The following is a 19893-nucleotide window of genomic DNA, read 5'->3' on the forward strand; positions in this document are numbered from 1 at the left end:
CCTCAGCCGTTGGGCCCTACTGTCGCAACGATGGTCACTTGCTTGTTGTCAGGGATTTCCTGGTAAGCCAACACATGCAAACCCGGGACTGCCAGTCGGCCGAATCGCGACAGCATCGCGCGAACCGGGCCGGCCACCAGCAGAATCACCGGCTGACCTTGCATTTCCTGACGCTGCGCCGCATCGATCAACGAGCGCTGCAGTTTTTCAGCCATGCTTGGCTCCAGCAGAACGCCCTCTTCCGAGCCTTGTCCTGCCTTCTGAAGACTATTGAGCAATATTTGTTCCAACCTTGGCTCCAAGGTGATAACTGGCAGCTCCGACTCAGTCCCCACAATGCTTTGGACGATTGCACGAGATACGCCGACGCGGACGGCGGCCACCAGCGCGGCAGTATCTTGACTCTTGGCGGCGTTGTTCGCGATCGCCTCGGCGATGCTGCGAATGTCCCGTACGGGCACCTGTTCGGCCAGCAACGCCTGGAGAACCTTGAGCAACTGCGACAACGAAACCACGCCCGGCACCAGCTCTTCCGCCAGTTTTGGCGAGCTTTTGGCCAGCAATTGCATGAGTTGCTGCACTTCTTCGTGGCCAATCAGCTCACTGGAGTGCTTGTACAGAATCTGGTTCAAATGGGTTGCCACTACCGTACTGGCATCGACCACGGTGTAACCGAGGGATTGTGCCTGCGCACGCTGGCTGACTTCGATCCAGACCGCCTCCAGCCCGAAAGCCGGATCTTTGGCGGTAATACCGTTGAGCGAACCGTAGACCTGACCAGGGTTGATCGCCAGCTCGCGATCCGGATAAATCTCCGCCTCGGCCAGGATCACCCCCATCAGAGTGAGGCGATAGGCGCTAGGCGCGAGGTCGAGGTTGTCACGGATATGCACAGTCGGCATCAGGAAGCCCAGATCCTGGGACAGCTTTTTACGCACACCCTTGATCCGCGCCAGTAGTTGACCACCCTGATTGCGGTCCACCAGCGGAATCAGACGATAGCCGACTTCCAGGCCAATCATGTCGATCGGCGTCACATCGTCCCAGCCAAGCTCCTTGGTTTCCTGAGCGCGAGCCGGCGATGGCAGCAATTCCTGCTGACGCTTGACCTCTTGCAGGGCCTGAACCTTGACGATGTTCTGCTTCTTCCAGAACAGGTACGCGCCACCGGCCGCCAGGGCCGCCATGGTCAGAAAGGAAAAGTGCGGCATGCCGGGCACCAGGCCCATCACTGCCATCAGACCCGCTGCCACGGCCAGCGCCTTGGGCGAGGCGAACATCTGGCGATTGATCTGCTTGCCCATGTCTTCCGAACCGGAAGCACGGGTCACCATGATCGCTGCAGCTGTAGATAACAACAGTGATGGCAATTGCGCCACCAAACCGTCACCGATGGTCAGCAACGCGTAAACCCTGCCCGCATCACCGAAGGTCATGCCGTGCTGGAAGATACCGACCGCCATGCCGCCGATCAGGTTGATGAACAGAATCAGCAAACCGGCGATGGCGTCGCCGCGCACGAACTTGCTGGCACCGTCCATGGAACCGTAGAACTCGGCTTCCTGGGCCACTTCCATCCGGCGCAGCTTGGCCTGGTTCTGATCGATCAGGCCGGCGTTCAAATCGGCGTCGATCGCCATTTGTTTGCCGGGCATCGCATCGAGGGTGAAGCGCGCGCTCACCTCGGAAATCCGCCCGGCACCCTTGGTCACCACGACGAAGTTGATGATCATCAAAATGGCGAAGACCACGATACCGACCACGTAGTTACCGCCGATCACCACCTCACCGAACGCCTGGATCACCTTACCGGCGGCGGCATGGCCGTCCTGCCCGTGCAGCATCACCACTCGCGTGGAGGCCACGTTCAGCGCCAGCCGCAACAACGTTGCCACCAGCAGAATGGTCGGGAACACCGCGAAATCCAGTGGCCGCAGCGCGTAGACGCAGACCAGCAACACGACGATCGACAGCGCGATGTTGAACGTGAAGAACACGTCCAGCAGGAACGGCGGCACCGGCAGCATCATCATGGCCAGCATGACCAGCAGCAACAACGGCACGCCAAGATTGCCCCGACTTAAGTCGGCAACGTTTGTGCGGGCACTGTTGAGTAACTGAGAGCGATCCACCGGTTTTCCCCGTTCCTTAAAGCAAACTTTTGACGCCTGAAGCAGACGCAGGGCGGGTACTGCAAGAAGCTTTCCAACTTTAGCCGGGACTGGTAATAGGCTTGTCAGATCGCGGCAAGCCTTGCTTCTGCATGAGCTGTCGAGTGAAGCGTCTACGCAGGGGTGGGATATGACACTAGCAGTTCTGATAGTGGCGAAAACATGAAAGCAAGCCGATGCTTAAAGTCCAGTTTTATGGACCCTGCTTGGAGCCCAACCAATGTCAAAGTCACCTCTGGAAAACGTACTTTGCAGCTACCGCTACGATCCGATGGATAAGTCAATCGAACTAACCCCGGCCCATCAGGCGGGCCGGCAGCGCTTTTACTGCAATAACCGGCTGTCCAGCGAAATCCAGGGTTCGTCGAAGCGCAGCATATTCCAGCACGACAGCCAGATATTGGCGCAACAGCATCATCGTGACGGCAAGATCGGAATAGCATTACTGGCGACCGACCGACAACGCTCGGTGCTGAATGCACTCGACGCGTCCCAGCCTAATCCTCTTGCTTACACAGCTTACGGTCACTGCCCATCCGAAGACGGCTCGCGCAGCCTGATCGGGTTCACCGGCGAAGCACCAGACCAGGTGACCGGGCATTATCATCTGGGTAACGGGTACCGTCAGTACAATCCGGTAGTGATGCGGTTCAACAGTCCGGACAGCTGGAGCCCGTTTGGGAAGGGAGGACTCAATGCCTATGCGTATTGTGGCGCAGATCCAATCAATCGGAGTGATCCGAGTGGACATAGCCCTTTGTTTTTCATTGGCTTAGGTTTGGCGGCGGCCGGCACAATCACTACCTTGGTGGCGGCCTTGACTAAAGAAAAAGTATTGAGAGCGGTTGGTCTTGCTTTGTTTGGGATCGGCAGCGCTATAGTGGGTTTTGACCGCTTCAGGAGCCCACAAATAGCAAATCGCGCCTCAACTAGCTCCAGCTCCAACCCCCTCCCCAACACCACGAACAGCCCACAGCCATCAACGATCCCCATGAAAGGATCACCGCCCGCCAGCACCCCGAATAGCCCTGGCGCGGCAAGCAGACAGTTGCGTAGCACGAGTGAAAATCAAACCGGACGTAATGCACTCAACGAAAATGTTAATTCCGGAGGCCAATCTCCCGGGACTTCCCCCCTCCCGACGAACAGTTCAAGCGGGCAATCAAACACTAATTATATGGAAAAGCGCACTCCCTCATTCGAGAGGGGGTCTGCGCTCATCCTTCAAAAGCGCGCCACCATCCGAAACTCAACGATGAATTGAATCCCCTGGTGGCCCGCCCATAAACAAAAATTGGGGACATCATTTGTTATGAGTCCCCAGCGACAAAAGACCATTAACACTATCAGTTCTGTTAGTTCCCGATCATAGCGAAAGCGCGAATACTGAGCGCCAGTCCTTCGGATTTTTGGAGCACATACTCGTGCAATCGCCGTGCGAAACCGAGCTTTGCCAGTATCACTACGATGCCCTCGACCGACTGATCGCCAATGTGCTGCAGTGCAAGCCCCTGCATAAGCGTTTTTATTGTAAAAGCCGTTTGGCCACCGAGATCCAGGGCGCGAACCGGTATTCGATGTTCCAGCACGGTGATCAGCTATTGGCGCAACAGCAGAGCGAGGGCGATGCACCCGATGCCACGCTGCTGGCCACCGATCAACAGCGTTCGGTGTTACACACGCTGAAGGCCAATCACCCACGACGACCCATCGCCTATATGCCCTACGGCCATCGCAGCGCTGAAAACGGACTGCTCAGCCTGCTCGGTTTTAATGGCGAACACCCCGATCCGGTGACTGGGCATTATTTATTGGGCAATGGGTATCGGGCGTTTAATCCAGGACTGATGCGGTTTAACAGCCCGGATAGTTGGAGTCCGTTTGGGAGGGGTGGGTTGAATTCATATGTGTATTGTTTGGGAGATCCAATCAATCGATTTGACGTGACCGGCCATACCTCCAACCTTATTGCGAACCAACTTACAAGCTGGGCAAGACGCGCCTCAACAAGGATAGTAGCGAGAACAAATAGAATCATGATAGATGGACACGCTTACAAACTAGCGCCTGGAGTGTCGCCAGCAGAGGCCGTAGAAGCCCGTGCGCGCATGGACAAACTGGACTTTCTAGGATCTACCGCCGCCACTCATGACGCCGCTTATGTAAGCGCACTACATTCCGAACGAGTCATGGCCAGAGAGAATTGGTTGCAAAAAATGGCTATCAACATAATTCAATCCGAATCAATTCCAACACATACACTCCCCGCTAAACTGCAGGAACTCGTCAGTCAACCGACCCGAACTGCGCGCCACGCACTGCTTGAGCATATTAAAAATAGCCATGTAACTCCTCGCAACCACGGAAACATCTCTTTTTCACACGAAAAATTATTTGACTTGACCAATGTAGATTTCCCCCCATCTATACCGCGCGCTAAAGATGTGAGTGCGGATGCAGCTTGGAGCTTTCGCGACGAGCTAATGGATATCCGCAATCCAAATTCTCGAAGATTTCGGGAGGAGTCTCGAAGAATTTCAAGCGCTCACTTTATTTACTAATAGAGCAAAATTAACTTGGCTCTCAGGAATCCCGCCGCAAATCCGGCGGGATCGGTAAATCATCCTTAAGCGGATCCGGCCGCTTGCCCTTCCCTGCCCGGTGCTGGCGAATCTGGTAGACGTAAGCCAGCACCTGAGCAACGGCCAGATACAACCCACCAGGAATCTCCTGCTCCAACTCCGTGGAGTAATAAATCGACCTCGCCAAAGCAGGCGACTCCAGCAACAACACCTCATTCGCCACCGCAATTTCACGGATTTTCAGGGCCAGGAAATCACTGCCCTTGGCAATCAGCATCGGCGCCCCACCCTTGTCCGGGTCGTATTTGAGCGCCACGGCATAGTGAGTCGGGTTGGTAATGACCACGTCGGCCTCGGGGATGGCCGCCATCATCCGGCGCTGGGACATCTCGCGCTGCAACTGGCGAATGCGTTGTTTGACCTCTGGCTTCCCTTCCTGATCCTTGTGCTCGTCGCGCACTTCCTGCTTGGTCATCAGCAGTTTCTTGTGGCTTTCCCACAGCTGCACCGGCACGTCGACGGCGGCGATGATGATCAAGCCGCACGCCATCCACAGGGTGCTCCAGCCAACCACTTGCAGGCTGTGAGTGATCGCCATGTCCAGCGGCTCGTGCGCAATGCGCATCAGGTCGTCGATGTCGGATTTCAACACCGCCAGCGCAACGAACAGCACAATGAAAAACTTGGCCAGGGCCTTGAGCAATTCCACCAGCGCCTTGGCCGAGAACATCCGCTTCAGCCCTGAAGCGGGGTTCATGCGACTGAATTTCGGTGCCAACGAGCCCGCTGCGAACAGCCAGCCACCGAGGGAAATCGGGCCGAGAAACGCCGCCAGCAGCAAGGTGATCATCACCGGTTGAATCGACAGCAAGGCGATCAGCCCCGAGTGCAGAAGAAAAGTGCCCATGCTGCGCTGATCCAGAATCACTTCCCGCGACAGCGTGAAGTTCATGCGCATCAGCTCCATCATGTCCTGCGCCAAAGCCCCGCCGAAGATAAGTAGCGCGCTGGCACCGGCAAGCATGATCGCCAGGGTGTTGAGCTCTTTGGAGCGCGCAATCTCGCCCTTTTCCCTGGAGTCCTTTTTACGTTTCTCCGTGGGGTCTTCTGTTTTGTCCTGACCGCTTTCGCTCTCAGCCATGACTCAGCGCGCCCGTACCAGTTCGCGTAACCACTGCAAGGCCTCGGTAGCCAGCGGTTGGTACTGATTGATGATGTCCGCCAGCCCGACCCAGACAATGAACAGCCCGAGCACCAGGGTCAGCGGGAAGCCGATGGAAAAAATGTTCAGCTGCGGCGCGGCGCGGGTCATCACGCCAAACGCGATGTTGACCACCAGCAGCGCGGTGATCGCCGGCAGTACCAGTAACAATGCCGCCCCCAGCACCCAACCGAGCTTGCCGGCCAGGTCCCAAAACTGGGAAACCATCAAGCCGCTACCGACCGGCAACGTGGTGAAACTTTCCGTGAGAATTTCGAAGACCACCAAGTGGCCATTCATGGCCAGGAACAACAGCGTCACCAGCATGGTGAAAAACTGCCCGATCACCGCCACCGATACGCCGTTGGTGGGGTCGACCATCGACGCGAAGCCCATGCCCATCTGAATCGAAACGATCTGCCCGGCGACCACGAAGGCCTGGAAGAACAGTTGCAGGGCGAACCCCATCACCGCCCCGATGAGGATCTGCTCGGCAATCAGCAGCAGCCCGCTCAAGTCCAGCGCATTGACCGGCGGCATCGGCGGCAAACCGGGGGCAATCACAACGGTGATCGCGAGGGCGAAATACAGGCGCACTCGCTTGGGCACCAGGGTCGTACCGAAAACCGGCATGACCATCAGCAAGGCACCGATGCGAAACAACGGCAACATGAACGTCGCCACCCAGGTGCTGATCTGGGTATCGGTCAGTTGCAGCAGCGACGGCATGCTTTAGCCGATGACCCGAGGAATATTGCCGTACAACTGCAGGATGTATTCCATGAACGTCTGCACCAGCCACGGCCCGGCAACGATAAGCGTCACCAGCATGACCAGCAGACGCGGCAAGAAGCTCAGGGTTTGTTCGTTGATCTGCGTGGCCGCCTGGAACATCGCGACCAGCAGACCCACCAGCAGACTCGGAATCACCAGCACGGCGACCATCATGGTGGTCAGCCAGAGCGCTTCACGAAATATGTCTACCGCGACTTCCGGCGTCATGGCGAAACACCGCCGAAGCTACTCGCCAATGTCCCGATGATCAGCGCCCAGCCATCCACCAGCACGAACAGCATGATCTTGAACGGCAGGGAAATGATCAGCGGCGAGAGCATCATCATACCCATGGCCATCAGCACACTGGCGACGACCAGGTCGATGATCAGGAACGGAATGAAAATCATGAAGCCGATCTGGAACGCGGTTTTCAGCTCGGACGTGACGAAGGCCGGTACCAGAATGGTCAGCGGCGCCTGGTCCGGCGTGGCAATGTCCGTGCGCTTGGACAGGCGCATGAACAGTTCCAGATCGCTGCTGCGCGTCTGCGCCAGCATGAAGTCCTTGATCGGCACCTGCGCCTTGGCCACGGCGTCCTGGGCGGTAAGTTTTTCCGCCAGATACGGCTGCAAGGCATCCTGGTTCACCCGGTCAAACACCGGCGCCATGATGAACAGGGTCAGAAACAGCGCCATGCCCGTGAGGATCTGGTTCGACGGCGTCTGCTGCAGGCCCAGGGCCTGACGCAGGATCGAGAAGACGATGATGATCCGCGTGAAGCTGGTCATCAGCATGACGAACGCCGGAATGAAACTCAGCGCGGTCATGATCAGCAGGATTTGCAGGCTGACCGAGTATTCCTGAGCGCCCTGGGCGTTGGTGCCCAGGGTGATCGCCGGGATCGACAACGGATCGGCGGCGAAGGCCTGCGGCGCGGCCAGCATCAGGGCCAGCGTCAAGATGATGCGTAGCGCACCCATTACTTCTTATCCTTCTGATCCTTGCCCATCAGTTCCATCAGGCGCAGGGCAAATTCCGGGGTCGCTTTCTCGGTGACCGGGACGTGCACCGGCTCCTTGAGCACATGCAGCGCGGTGATGGTGCCAGGGCTCAAACCGAGCAGAATCTGCTCGTTGCCGACCTGCACCAGCATCAATCGGTCACGCGGACCCAGCGCCCGGGAACCGATCAACTCGATCACCTGCGCCTTGCCCGCAGGCCCGGCCTGCTGGACCCGGCGCAACAGCCAGGCGAGGAAGAAGATCAACCCCAGCACCAGCAGCAGACCGAGCACCAATTGCGTCAACTGACCCGCCACACCGCTGCTGACAGCAGGTGCGGCAGCCACGGCAGCATTAGCAACCGGTTCGGCCGCCAACGCACTGAACGGCAAGGCCAGTAACAACCCCGAAAGCTTTTTCACTCAGCGCAGCTTCTTGATGCGTTCGCTTGGGCTGATCACGTCGGTCAGGCGGATGCCGAACTTCTCGTTGACCACCACCACTTCACCGTGAGCGATCAACGTACCGTTGACCAGCACGTCCAGCGGCTCACCGGCCAGGCGATCGAGCTCGATCACCGAACCCTGGTTGAGCTGCAGCAGGTTACGGATGTTGATGTCGGTGCTGCCGACTTCCATGGAAATCGACACCGGGATGTCGAGGATCACGTCCAGGTTCGGACCTTCCAGGCTCACCGGGTCGTTGTTTTTCGGCACGCTGCCGAATTCTTCCATTGGCAGACGGTTCGACGACGAACCAGCAGCGTCAGCCGCCAGCAAGGCGTCAATGTCGTCCTGCCCGGCATCGCCGGTTTCTTCCAGGGCCGCAGCCCATTCGTCAGCCAGCGCCTGGTCGTCCTGAGTATTCATATCGTCAGCCATCATGTGTCCTCGGCGGGCAACCCATCAGAGGGCAGCCGTCAGTTAAAAGCGAATATGTAGAGGCGCCGGTCAACGGCGCTCGATCGGCTCGATCACTTGCAACGCGAGGTTGCCTTTGTGCGAGCCCATCTTGACCTTGAACGCAGGCACGCCATTGGCGCGCATGATCATTTCTTCCGGCATTTCGACCGGGATAATGTCCCCCGGCTGCATGTGCAGAATGTCGCGCAGGCGCAACTGGCGACGGGCAACCGTGGCACCGATCGGCACGTCGACGTCGAGCACGTCCTGGCGCAGGGCATTGACCCAACGCTCGTCCTGATCGTCGAGGTCCGACTGGAAGCCGGCGTCGAGCATTTCACGCACCGGCTCGATCATCGAGTACGGCATGGTCACGTGCAGGTCGCCGCCACCGCCATCGAGTTCGATGTGGAAGGTCGACACCACAATGGCCTCGCTCGGACCGACGATGTTGGCCATGGCAGGGTTCACTTCCGAGTTGATGTACTCGAAGTTCACTTCCATGATTGCCTGCCAGGCTTCCTTCAGATCGACGAAGGCCTGCTCCAGCACCATGCGCACCACCCGCAGTTCGGTCGGGGTGAATTCACGCCCTTCGATCTTCGCGTGACGACCGTCACCGCCGAAGAAGTTGTCCACCAGTTTGAACACCAGCTTGGCGTCAAGGATGAACAGCGCCGTGCCGCGCAACGGTTTGATCTTGACCAGGTTGAGGCTGGTCGGCACGTACAGCGAGTGCACGTATTCGCCGAACTTCATCACCTGCACGCCACCGACGGCAACGTCCGCCGAGCGGCGCAGCATGTTGAACATGCTGATGCGGGTGTAGCGGGCGAAACGCTCGTTGATCATTTCCAGGGTAGGCATGCGTCCACGGACGATGCGATCCTGGCTGGTCAGGTCGTAGCTTTTGACACTGCCGGGTTCGGCAGCGGTATCGGTCTGTACCAGACCATCGTCGACACCATGCAACAGCGCATCGATCTCATCCTGGGACAGCAGGTCCTGCACGGCCATGTCGTGTTCCTACTGCAGTACGAAATTAGTGAAAAGCAACTGTTCGATGACCACTTTGCCGAGCTCTTTCTGCGCCACTTCCTGGACGCTGGCCGTGGCTTTCTGGCGCAGCATTTCCTGACCGACCGGCGATGCCAGGGTCGCGAAATCCTGCCCGGAGAACAGCATGACAAGGTTGTTGCGGATCACCGGCATGTGGACTTTGAGCGCTTCCAGGTCGGCCTGATTGCGGCCTTGCATGGTGATGCTCACCTGCATGTAGCGCTGGCGGCCGTTCTGGTTGTAGTTGGCCACGAAGGCCGGCGCCATTTGCTCGAAAACCGCTGGTTGCTTGCCGACCGGGGCAGTTTCAACCACGGCGGCAGGCTTGCTCTGAGCGCTGTGCATGAAGAACCAGGTCGCTCCCACGGACAAGCCGATCGCCAGCAGCAGGGCCACCACGATCACAATGATCAGCTTGATTTTGCCTTTGGTTGCGGGGTCTTTTACTACTGCTTCGCTCTTCGCCATGCCAATAATCCGTCACTATTCGGGTTTTCACAGTCGCACGGCAAGGCAAGAGCAAGTGTTATGCCAGAAGTGTCGGGAGGCAGGGGGCGGCGGATGACGATTCACCACAAAACAAATGTGGGAGCGAGCCTGCTCGCGATAGCGGCGCAACAGTCGATGAAGATATTGACTGTCAGTGCCTCATCGCGAGCAGGCTCGCTCCCACAGGGTTTGGTGCCTGACTCAATCAGGCGTAGTAGTCGACAGCGCTGGAGCCGATGACACTGGTGGTGCTGGCCGCGACTTCGGCAACGGTCGGTGCGAGCTCTTCATCCACACCATCGAGGCGACCACCGCTGGCGTTGCTGCGCCCGCCCTGCCCCTGCTGAGCCTGTTGTTCCTGACCCTGCCCCTGCCAGCCACGCGACTGGTCGGACACGTTGACATCAACCTGCCCCATGCCCTGCTGCGCGAACATGTCACGCAAGCGGTGCATCTGACCATCGAGCGCTTCGCGAACGCTTGGATGCGCGCTCATGAAGGTCACTTGGGTCTGCTGGTCCGGCACCATGTTCACCCGAATGTCGAGGCGACCCAGTTCGGCCGGTTGCAACTGGATATCGGCCGCCTTGAGATTGGCGCTGGAAAGGTACATGACCCGGTTCACGATTTCTTCGGTCCAGCCGCTTTGATTCATCGTGATCGGTTGATTCACCGGTACCGCGTTGGCGGTTTTCGGTGTAGCTGCCTGAGTCAGCGCCGCCAGACGGTTGGCGAAGTCGTCGACGCGGGTATCGCTGCTCGCCGACTTCAAGTCCTTGAGGCCGTCATCGATCAACCCACTGAAGGTTTTCTCACCGCCCTGGCTGGTACTGTCCTTGTCCGCCTGCACATCGAGCATGCCCGCCATGCCGGCGGCAAAGTTCTGTGCCGAGGTGGGTTCGCCATCAGCCTGGGCCTCAGCAGCCGTCGGCGCTGCCTTGGGTTGCGCCTGACTGGCAGCGGAAATATGACCGCCCTGCTCCATGGCCATACGCACGGCCGGCAGCGCATCCAGCGGATCGGCTTCAGGATCGAACGCATCATCCGCCGGTGCGGCAACCTGTGTCGCCGCCACTGGCGCAGCAACAGGCGCCTGGACTTGCGGCTGCTCAGTGACCACCACCGGCGGTGCTTGCGGAACCGGAGCTGCTGCCACCACCTGCAACACTGGCAGCAATGACGGATCGAGAGCCGGATCAACCGGCGCCGTGTCGACGACTACCGGGGTTTCTGCGGTATCCGCGGCATCTGCGGCATCATCGCTGGCAGCCTTGTCGTCGGCCGGTGCCGGTTTATCGGCGGGCAAGGTTTTGCCGCTATCGGCAACCGTCGGTTCCGGGGCGGCAGCATTGTCGTTGCCGGCGCTCTTTTTATCGGGGCTGTCCGGGGCTTTATCGCGCACCGGCTTCGGCGCTCCGTCGGTGGCCGCCGAGGGCTTGTTCTGGGCTTGATTGGCGTAGACCTGAGCGAAGCTGGAGGCTTTGTCCCCGGGCTCAGCGGACAGCGCCGGTGGATTGGCGGAGGCGGCTTGAGTCTTGGCCTGAGCGGCGGCCTGAAGAAGAATATTGGGGGTAACGGGCATGAAACGGTCTCCGCTGCACTGGAATCGTAGGTACAGTTGCGGAGATTGCTGCAAGGGTTGCGCCAGTTTTGTTCAAACGGCGCTAAAAACGCCGGACGGTCGCACTGTCAGCGAGAGAGCGCTGGCGCTCTTCTTCGTAGAGGGGACGGATAATAGCGAATTCACTATCGATTTCGCTGATCAGTTTCTCAATGCCTTCCAGCGACTTCTGTTTGCTTCGCTGCTCGAGTTGATTGCACAGCTCAGCAAGGCGAATGGCGCCCATGTTGCTGCAACTGCCCTTGAAACTGTGCGCAGTGGCACCGAGCGTCTCGGCATCGTCAGCCTTGTGCAGCTGACTCAAGCGCTCTGTGGAATCGGCAAGAAAAGTATCCAGCAACGTCGAATACTCATCCTCCATGACCTCTTGCAACGCGCTCAGCACGTCGCGATCCAGATGTGTGTCAGCCACTTGCTCACTCCTTGATCAAGAATGCGCGGATTATGCCAGAGCCTCCCAGAAAAATTCCACGCGGGCACTACGACCATCGTCGGACCAGTTGGCGTTACGGCTCAACTGGCGGATCAGACTGACCCCGCGTCCCGACAGACGGGCACCATCGAGGGGGCGCGCCATCACCCTGTCGACATCAAAACCTTTGCCACTGTCTTCGACACGAATCGTCAGGCAACCACCCTCGCCTTTGGGCGCGACCTGCAAATGCACCCGCACATAGCCGTCCTGCAGCTCGTCCAGACGTGCATTGCGCTGTTGATAATAGCGGGCAAAACCCGAGGCATCGCGTTTCAGGCTTGAGTCCAGACCCAGTACGCCGTGCTCCAGCGCATTGGAGTACAACTCCGCGAGCACACTGTAAAGCGCACCGCTCTGGGCGCGCAAACCATGCACTTCCAGCAGCAACTGCAACAGATACGGCAATGGATTGAAGCGCTTGAGGGTGGCCGCACGAAACTCGAAACTCACCGACCAGTCCAGCGGGCAGGACTGACCGCTGTCGGAGTACACCAGGGCCGGCGGACTCAGTTGCGCAGCCTCCAACAGGCTGACTTCGACCATGCTGACATCGTCGCGAGCCTCACCGCGAAAATCCCGCAGCGCCTGTTCGATCTCCTCGAACAGCTGATCAGGCCGACGATTGGCCGCAAACACCCGCTGCAATCGCTCGACGCCGAACAACTGCTCATTGGCATCGCACGTATCAATCACCCCGTCGGACAACAGGAACACCCGATCCCCGACCGCCATCGGAAACACTTCGATGCGGTCATCGAACGTCTGCGGGCTCAGCACGCCAAGCGGCAAATGCCGAGCCGTCAGCGGTGTGCGCTCGCCGCTGGCAATACTGTGCAGGTAACCGTCCGGCATCCCGCCGTTCCAGACCTCCACCGAGCGCCGCTGAAAACTCAGGCACAGCAGCGTCGCACAACAGAACATGTCCACCGGCAGGATGCGCTTGAGCTTGGCGTTCATCTCGCGCAGGGTTTCCGACAGGCCGTAACCCTTGGCGGTCATGCCGTAGAAGACCTCGGCCAGCGGCATCGCCCCGACGGCGGCCGGCAAGCCATGGCCGGTAAAATCGCCGAGCAAGACATGCATGTCGCCGGCCGGAGTGAATGCCGCGAGCAGCAAATCACCATTGAACAGCGCATAAGGCGATTGCAGGTAGCGGATGTTGGGGGCGTTCAGGCAGCCGGAATGGGCGACCTTGTCGAACACGGCCTTGGCCACACGCTGCTCGTTGAGCAGGTAATCGTGGTGCCTGGCAATTTGGTCGCGCTGCTCCAGCACGGTGGCCTGCAACCGGCGCAAACGATCCATTGCCTTGATTTTGGCGGCGAGGATCACCTGGTTGTAGGGTTTTGCCAGAAAATCGTCACCGCCAGCCTCCAGACAGCGCGCCAAGGCTTCGCTTTCGGTCAGCGACGTCAGGAAGATGATCGGCACCAGGGTTTCACCGGCCAGCGCCTTGATCTGCCGCGCCGCCTCGAAACCGTCCATCACCGGCATCATGGCGTCCATCAAGACCAGTTGCGGTCGTTGTAAACGAAACGCTTCAACCGCTTCGGCACCGTTGGCCGCCGTCAGGACTTCATGGCCCTGGCGACGGACGATACTCGACAGCAGCATGCGGTCGGCCGCGCTGTCTTCGGCGATCAGGATCGTCAGCGGCTCGAGCGGCTGCACGTTGGTCAACTGATGTCGAACAGCTTGTCGAAGTTGGAGATGGCGAGAATCTTCTTCACGTCAGAACTGCTGTTGACGACGCGAATGTCGGAATCGTCGCCACCGGCGTGATCACGCAGCAGAAGCAGCATGCCCAGTGCAGAACTGTCGAGGTAGGTCGCGTCTTTCAAATCGACGACCACTGCGGAGAGTTCCTTGTCCTCGTAGGACTCGCGAAATTCCTGATGTTTGGCGAAATCGAATCGTCCCCTGATCGATATCGTCAGTTTTTGCCCATCCGGAGAGACTTCTGTAACGACTGACATTGAACGGCATCCTTGTCATTGGTGAACGTACTTGTACAAGGTTTAGCACTTGACGGAGATAGGGGCAAGGCTGGAAAGGGGCGGAGTTTTTGAGTACGCCTTCGCGGGCAAGCCTCGCTCCTACGGGATTTGTGTCGTTCGCGAAATCATGGACGATGCGAAACCTGTAGGAGCGAGGCTTGCCCGCGAAGAACGATAACGCGGCCTGACTGATTCAGTACGGACTCTCACGCGGCAACCGCTGGGACAACTCGTCCATCAGCTTCTGTTCGCGCCTGTCTTCCAGCTGTCGCGCCTCGTCAGCGTAACGCTGAACCAGTTTGCGCAAGCCTTCGACCCGGGCAAATGCCTGCTGCCAGGCTTCCCGTGACTTGTTCAGATTGTTCTGATGCCATGCCAGGCTTTGTCGCTGCTGATCGATGGCGGTGCCCAGTTGCGCGAGGAAGCCCTGATAACCCAGCAGCCACTGGCCCGAGACGCCGCTGCTGCCGCGCACGATCCATTGCTCCTGATAGTCGAGTCGAAAGGCTTCAAGGTCGGCGAGCTTACTTTCTGCCACGCGAACCTGGCCCTGAAAATGGCCTAACCGCTGAGCGGCGGTTTTTTCGGCCTTTTCGGCCATTTCGACCACCGGCGCCAGACGCCCTGCCCGACTCTGAGCCATGATCGATTAGCCGCCAGCCGCAGGCGCGAAGATTGACCCCAGATAGGCTTCGCTTTCGCCCAGGTTGATGCTGTCGTTAAGCCCTTGGCGCAAGTATTTGGCCAGCTGCGGCTGCAGGGAAATCGCCAGGTCGGTCTCGCGGTCACCGCCAGCGACGTAGGCGCCGACACTGATCAGATCCCGACTCTGCTGATAACGCGACCACAACTGCTTGAAATACTGGGCGCGGGTCATGTGTTCCGGCGACACCACCGACGGCATGACCCGGCTGATCGACGCCTCGATGTCGATGGCCGGGTAATGCCCTTCCTCGGCCAGACGCCGGGACAGGACGATGTGCCCGTCGAGCACACCCCGCGCCGAGTCGGCAATCGGATCCTGCTGGTCATCGCCTTCGGACAACACGGTATAAAACGCGGTGATCGAACCGCCGCCCTTTTCAGCGTTACCCGCCCGCTCCACCAGTTTCGGCAACTTGGCGAACACCGATGGCGGATAACCCTTGGTCGCCGGCGGCTCGCCAATGGCCAGGGCGATTTCCCGCTGGGCCTGGGCGAAACGAGTCAGCGAGTCCATCAGCAACAGGACATTCTTGCCCTTGTCGCGGAAATACTCGGCGATCCGCGTGCAATACATCGCGGCGCGCAGACGCATCAGCGGCGCATCGTCCGCCGGGGACGCCACGACCACCGAACGCTTGAGCCCTTCTTCACCGAGGATGTGCTCGATGAATTCCTTAACTTCTCGACCCCGTTCACCGATCAGCCCGACGACGATAATGTCGGCCTCGGTGAAGCGGGTCATCATGCCCAGCAGCACACTCTTGCCGACGCCGGTACCGGCGAACAGCCCGAGCCGCTGACCACGACCGACCGTCAACAAGCCGTTGATGGAGCGAATGCCCACGTCCAGCGGCTCGCTGATCGGGTGACGCTTGAGCGGGTTGATCGTCGGGCCATCCATCGGCACCCAGTCTTCAGCCTTCATTCCGCCCTTGCCGTCCAGCGCACGACCGGCGCCATCGAGCACTCGTCCGAGCATGCTCATGCCCATCGGCAGACGACCGGTATCGGCCAACGGCACCACACGGGCGCCGGGCGCGATGCCGGCGACACTGCCGACCGGCATCAGAAAGACTTTGCTGCCGGAGAAGCCCATGACTTCAGCTTCGACCTGCACCGGATGGTAACTGTCGTCGTTGATGACCATGCAGCGGCTGCCCATGGCGGCGCGCAGGCCTTCAGCCTCGAGGGTCAGGCCGACCATGCGCAGCAAGCGGCCTTCAAGAATCGGGGCGCCGGCCAGCTCCGTGGCCTCGGCGTAACTGCCCAGGCGCTTGGCGAAGCTGGTGCGATCAAGGCGCATCAGGAACGTCCGGCTCGGCTTCGACCGCAGGTTTGGCGTCGATCGGCAGCTCCAGGCTCAGGTCCGGGGCGGCCGGGTGCAAGGCCTGCTCGTGCAATTGATCGAACAGCTTGTCCATAACCCGGGCGATACGGGTTTCAACGGTGGCATCGATGCGACTGTGCTCAGTCTCGACCCGGCAACCGCCAGGCAACAAGGCTTCGTCCTCGACGATGCGCCAGGTTTCTTCATGGCGCTCGCGCAGGGCTTTGACCTGTTCGAAATCCTGCGGATTGATGTACAGCCGCACATTGCCCACGCCCAGCGGCAACAGCTTGAGGGCGTCGCGCATGACGTGTTCGATCTGCGTCGAGTCGATGGCCAGCTCCCGCTGAATCACCTGTTTGGTGATGTGCTGAACGAGGTCGACCAGCGACTTTTCGATCTGGGTGTCTTGCTCGGCGATAGGCTCGAACAGGTTGGCCATCAGTTGCTCAAGCGCGGCGACTTTCGGCGCCAGGACCGCCTCTGCTTCCTGACGGACCTTGAGTGTGGTGCTGTGAAAACCTTCTTTCTCGCCGGTGGCGAAGCCTTCGTTGTAGGCCTCCTGGCGAATGCTTTCGAGTTCTTCGAGGGTCAGTGGCTGGACTTCTTCCAGCGGCACTTCCTCCATTTCCGGCGGCTCGGGCTCTGGTTCCGGCTCGGGCTCCGGTGCAGGCGGGTCGAAACTGGGCAGCGACCAAGTGTCGAAACCCGCGACGTCCTTGGCGCGGATCAGGTCGGTCTGGGACTCATCATGTTTGGACGACATAGTGACCTTAGATCATCTCTTCGCCGCCCTTCCCGCCGAGAACGATTTCTCCGGCTTCGGCCATACGGCGAGCAATGGTGAGGATTTCTTTCTGTGCGGTTTCCACGTCGCTGACGCGCACCGGGCCTTTGGCCTCGAGGTCGTCGCGCAACAGTTCGGCCGCCCGTTTGGACATGTTCTTGAAGATCTTTTCCTTGACGCCTTCGTCCGAGCCTTTAAGGGCCAGTACCAGTACATCGGAGGAGACTTCGCGCAGCAACGCCTGAATCCCGCGGTCGTCGACATCGGACAGGTTGTTGAACACGAACATGAGGTCTTCGATCTGACCGGACAGGTCTTCGTCGACTTCGCGGATCGAGTCCATCAGCTGACCTTCGATCGAGCTGTCGAGGAAGTTCATGATGTCGGCCGCACGCTTGATGCCACCCAGGGTGGTGCGCGAGGCATTCGAGTTGCCGGAGAACTGCTTCTCGAGAATCTGGTTGAGTTCTTTCAGGGCGGCTGGCTGCACGGTGTTCAGCGAGGAAACCCGCAGAATGATGTCCAGTCGCACCTTGTGGTCGAAGTTGCCCAGCACTTCGCCGGCCTGGTCCGGATCGAGATACGCCACGACGATCGCCTGGATCTGCGGGTGCTCGTAACGGATCACGTCGGCGACGGCGCGCGGCTCCATCCACTTCAGGCTGTCGAGGCCACTGGTGTTGCCGCCCAGCAGAATCCGGTCGATCAGGCCGTTGGCCTTGTCCTCGCCCAGCGCCTGAGTCAGCATTTTGCGCACGTAGTCGTCGGAGCCGACGCCCAGGCTGGTCTGATCGCCGACGATGTCGACGAACTCACTCATCACCTGCTCGACCTGCTCGCGGTGCACGTTACCCATCTGCGCCATGGCCACACCCACACGCTGGACCTCTTTGGGCCCCATGTGGCGCAGCACCTGGGCGGCATCGGTAGAACCGAGAGACAGCAGCAAAATTGCGGCTTTGTCGACCCGGGACAGTTTGGCGGCAACGGCTCGGTTATCACTCATCTGCGTTAATCCACTCTTTCACGACCTGGGCCACGCGACCCGGATCTTCTGCCACCAGACTCTTGATTGCGTTCAACTGTGCGTCATAGCCTTCGCTCGGGCTCGGCAGCAGGATGCTGGTCGGGCCGCCGAGGCTGACGCGGTCGTTGGCCAGTTCGCCATCCAGTCCGCCCATGCCACCGAGCTCTGCGTCGCCGCCAAAGCCAGCCAGCTGTTTGCCTTTGCCGCCATTGGTGATGTTGTTGAGTACCGGACGCAGCACACCGAACACCAGTATCAGGATGAACAAAACACCCAGCACTTGCTTGACGATGTCCCAGAACCACGGCTGAGAGTAGAACGGAATATCGGCAATCACTTCACCGCGCTCGGCGGAGAACGGCATGTTGATCACGCTGACGCTGTCGCCACGACTGGCGTCGAAACCGACGGCGTCCTGTACCAGACGGGTAAAGCGCGCCAATTCATCGGCGCTCCACGGTGCACGGGTGGTTTCGCCGTTGGCTGCGTTGATCTTGACCTGATCGTCCACCACTACCGACACCGACAGGCGGTTCAAACGCCCTTGCTGTTGTTTGGTGTGACTGATGGAGCGGTCGAGTTCAAAGTTCTTGGTGGATTGTTGACGCTTGTCCGCCGGGTACGGTGCCAGCATTGGCTGACCGGTGGCCGGATCCATGATTTGCTGACCGTTGGCATCCAGCAGTGGCTGGCCTGGCTGCACCATGCCGGCCGACGCGGTAGCGCCACCGGTGGTTTGCGGTGCCGAGGCTGGCGATGGCGGCTGGTTGCTCAGAGCACCCGGCACACCTTGCGGGCCATTGCTGGCGGTGCGTTGCTCGTTGACCGACTGCTCGCTGCGCAGCGCCGGTTGATCCGGATTGAACTGCTCGGAGGTCGACTCGACAGCACTGAAATCCACGTCCGCCGAGACTTCGGCTTTATAGCGGTCGTTGCCCAGCACCGGTTGCAGGATGTTGTGCACACGCTGAGTGAGCATGCTTTCCATGCGACGGCTGTAATCGAATTGCTTGCCGGCCATGGTCAGTTCGGAGTTCTCCGCCTGATCCGAGAGCAGGTTGCCCTTCTGATCGACGACGGTGATCTGCGATTTGCTGAGTTCTGGAACGCTGGTCGCGACCAGGTTGATGATCGCCACCACCTGACCCGGCTCAAGCGAGCGACCGGAATACAGTTCTACCAGCACCGAAGCGCTCGGCTTGCGCTCGTCACGTACGAACACCGAGCTTTTCGGAATCGCCAGGTGCACGCGGGCACCCTTGACGTTGTTCAGGCTGGAGATGGTCCGGGCCAATTCGCCTTCGAGGCCACGACGATAACGGGTCGCTTCCATGAACTGGCTGGTGCCGAGCCCCTGGTCCTTGTCGAGGATCTCGAAACCGATGTTGCCGTCGCTGGGAGTGACACCAGCGCCCGCGAGTTTCAGGCGCGCACGGGACAGGTCATCGGCCTTGACCAGCAAGGCACCGGAGTTCGGTTCAACGGTATAGGGAATGTCAGCGGCAGCCAGGGTATCCATGACTTGCTTGGCGTCCATACCGGCAAGGCTGCCGTACAGAGGCCGGTAGTCCGGCTGTTGGGACCACAACACAACGGCGAAGCCAATCGCCACGCTCGCAGCCAGGCCGACCAACAGGCCCACCTGACGCAACATGGTCATCTCGGAGAGGTTTTCCAGGAAGGACAAGCCGAACAGCGGCGGTTTGCCGTCTATCGGAGTGGCCTTGGCCGGAACATTATCGGCGACTGCTTCTGCCATGACTCAATCTCGT

Annotated in this window: 20 protein-coding genes; 2 read left to right on the plus strand and 18 right to left on the minus strand. The window is 59.5% G+C overall.

Translation table 11 applies throughout. The annotated features are described in order from the left end of the window. Nucleotides 1–2: 2 nt before the first annotated feature. Nucleotides 3–2132 (minus strand): flagellar biosynthesis protein FlhA, encoded by a 2130-nt coding sequence (gene flhA / locus KGB24_RS28880; RefSeq protein WP_223416484.1) that lies wholly within the window; start codon nucleotides 2130–2132, stop codon nucleotides 3–5. A gap of 259 nt (nucleotides 2133–2391) precedes the next feature. On the opposite strand from flhA, the gene KGB24_RS28885 reads away from it, so the two are divergent. Next, nucleotides 2392–3435, plus strand: coding sequence for an RHS repeat-associated core domain-containing protein (locus tag KGB24_RS28885; RefSeq protein WP_223416483.1), 1044 nt, complete (start codon nucleotides 2392–2394; stop codon nucleotides 3433–3435). Between the two features lie 160 nt (nucleotides 3436–3595). Then, on the plus strand, nucleotides 3596–4732 hold the full coding sequence (locus KGB24_RS28890) for an RHS repeat-associated core domain-containing protein (RefSeq protein ID WP_223416482.1): 1137 nt from the start codon (nucleotides 3596–3598) through the stop codon (nucleotides 4730–4732). A gap of 22 nt (nucleotides 4733–4754) precedes the next feature. Here KGB24_RS28890 and flhB read toward each other — a convergent pair whose 3' ends face one another. The 17 genes from flhB to fliF form a co-directional block, all read right to left on the minus strand. After that, the gene (flhB, locus tag KGB24_RS28895; protein ID WP_223416481.1) at nucleotides 4755–5894 is read right to left on the minus strand and encodes a flagellar biosynthesis protein FlhB; all 1140 of its coding nucleotides are present in this window, start codon (nucleotides 5892–5894) and stop codon (nucleotides 4755–4757) included. A gap of 3 nt (nucleotides 5895–5897) precedes the next feature. After that, the gene (gene fliR, locus KGB24_RS28900; protein ID WP_008024595.1) at nucleotides 5898–6683 is read right to left on the minus strand and encodes a flagellar biosynthetic protein FliR; all 786 of its coding nucleotides are present in this window, start codon (nucleotides 6681–6683) and stop codon (nucleotides 5898–5900) included. A 3-nt stretch (nucleotides 6684–6686) separates the two neighbouring features. Continuing rightward, the gene (fliQ, locus tag KGB24_RS28905; RefSeq protein ID WP_008024593.1) at nucleotides 6687–6956 is read right to left on the minus strand and encodes a flagellar biosynthesis protein FliQ; all 270 of its coding nucleotides are present in this window, start codon (nucleotides 6954–6956) and stop codon (nucleotides 6687–6689) included. After that, nucleotides 6953–7711, minus strand: coding sequence for a flagellar type III secretion system pore protein FliP (fliP, locus tag KGB24_RS28910; protein WP_008024591.1), 759 nt, complete (start codon nucleotides 7709–7711; stop codon nucleotides 6953–6955). The genes fliQ and fliP overlap by 4 nt, the downstream gene beginning before the upstream one ends. Beyond that, nucleotides 7711–8154 (minus strand): flagellar biosynthetic protein FliO, encoded by a 444-nt coding sequence (gene fliO / locus KGB24_RS28915; protein ID WP_223416480.1) that lies wholly within the window; start codon nucleotides 8152–8154, stop codon nucleotides 7711–7713. The genes fliP and fliO overlap by 1 nt, the downstream gene beginning before the upstream one ends. Next, nucleotides 8155–8613 (minus strand): flagellar motor switch protein FliN, encoded by a 459-nt coding sequence (gene fliN / locus KGB24_RS28920; protein ID WP_008024587.1) that lies wholly within the window; start codon nucleotides 8611–8613, stop codon nucleotides 8155–8157. It lies immediately after the preceding gene. Between the two features lie 69 nt (nucleotides 8614–8682). Continuing rightward, on the minus strand, nucleotides 8683–9651 hold the full coding sequence (gene fliM / locus KGB24_RS28925; protein WP_008024584.1) for a flagellar motor switch protein FliM: 969 nt from the start codon (nucleotides 9649–9651) through the stop codon (nucleotides 8683–8685). A gap of 9 nt (nucleotides 9652–9660) precedes the next feature. Further along, nucleotides 9661–10161 (minus strand): flagellar basal body-associated protein FliL, encoded by a 501-nt coding sequence (gene fliL / locus KGB24_RS28930; RefSeq protein ID WP_008024582.1) that lies wholly within the window; start codon nucleotides 10159–10161, stop codon nucleotides 9661–9663. A gap of 226 nt (nucleotides 10162–10387) precedes the next feature. Next, nucleotides 10388–11764, minus strand: a complete 1377-nt coding sequence (locus tag KGB24_RS28935; RefSeq protein WP_223416479.1) for a flagellar hook-length control protein FliK — start codon at nucleotides 11762–11764, stop codon at nucleotides 10388–10390. An 82-nt stretch (nucleotides 11765–11846) separates the two neighbouring features. Continuing rightward, the gene (locus tag KGB24_RS28940; RefSeq protein ID WP_223416478.1) at nucleotides 11847–12215 is read right to left on the minus strand and encodes an Hpt domain-containing protein; all 369 of its coding nucleotides are present in this window, start codon (nucleotides 12213–12215) and stop codon (nucleotides 11847–11849) included. 30 nt (nucleotides 12216–12245) lie between these two features. Next, complete coding sequence (locus KGB24_RS28945; protein ID WP_223416477.1) at nucleotides 12246–13949, minus strand: SpoIIE family protein phosphatase; 1704 nt, start codon at nucleotides 13947–13949, stop codon at nucleotides 12246–12248. 5 nt (nucleotides 13950–13954) lie between these two features. After that, on the minus strand, nucleotides 13955–14254 hold the full coding sequence (locus KGB24_RS28950; protein ID WP_223416476.1) for an STAS domain-containing protein: 300 nt from the start codon (nucleotides 14252–14254) through the stop codon (nucleotides 13955–13957). 214 nt (nucleotides 14255–14468) lie between these two features. Beyond that, nucleotides 14469–14918, minus strand: a complete 450-nt coding sequence (gene fliJ, locus KGB24_RS28955) for a flagellar export protein FliJ (protein WP_223416475.1) — start codon at nucleotides 14916–14918, stop codon at nucleotides 14469–14471. A gap of 6 nt (nucleotides 14919–14924) precedes the next feature. Then, nucleotides 14925–16283: a flagellar protein export ATPase FliI gene (gene fliI / locus KGB24_RS28960; protein WP_223416474.1), complete on the minus strand. Its 1359-nt coding sequence runs from the start codon at nucleotides 16281–16283 to the stop codon at nucleotides 14925–14927. After that, nucleotides 16273–17073, minus strand: a complete 801-nt coding sequence (fliH, locus tag KGB24_RS28965) for a flagellar assembly protein FliH (RefSeq protein ID WP_008035210.1) — start codon at nucleotides 17071–17073, stop codon at nucleotides 16273–16275. Before fliH ends, fliI begins: the two co-directional genes overlap by 11 nt. 7 nt (nucleotides 17074–17080) lie before the next feature. After that, complete coding sequence (fliG, locus tag KGB24_RS28970; protein WP_008006649.1) at nucleotides 17081–18100, minus strand: flagellar motor switch protein FliG; 1020 nt, start codon at nucleotides 18098–18100, stop codon at nucleotides 17081–17083. Then, nucleotides 18093–19880 carry a flagellar basal-body MS-ring/collar protein FliF gene (gene fliF / locus KGB24_RS28975; protein WP_223416473.1) on the minus strand — a complete coding sequence of 596 codons (1788 nt, stop codon included), beginning with the start codon at nucleotides 19878–19880 and terminating at the stop codon, nucleotides 18093–18095. Before fliF ends, fliG begins: the two co-directional genes overlap by 8 nt. Nucleotides 19881–19893 lie beyond the last annotated feature (13 nt).

The organism is Pseudomonas sp. BF-RE-25, from assembly GCF_019956105.1.
GTDB lineage: Bacteria > Pseudomonadota > Gammaproteobacteria > Pseudomonadales > Pseudomonadaceae > Aquipseudomonas > Aquipseudomonas migulae.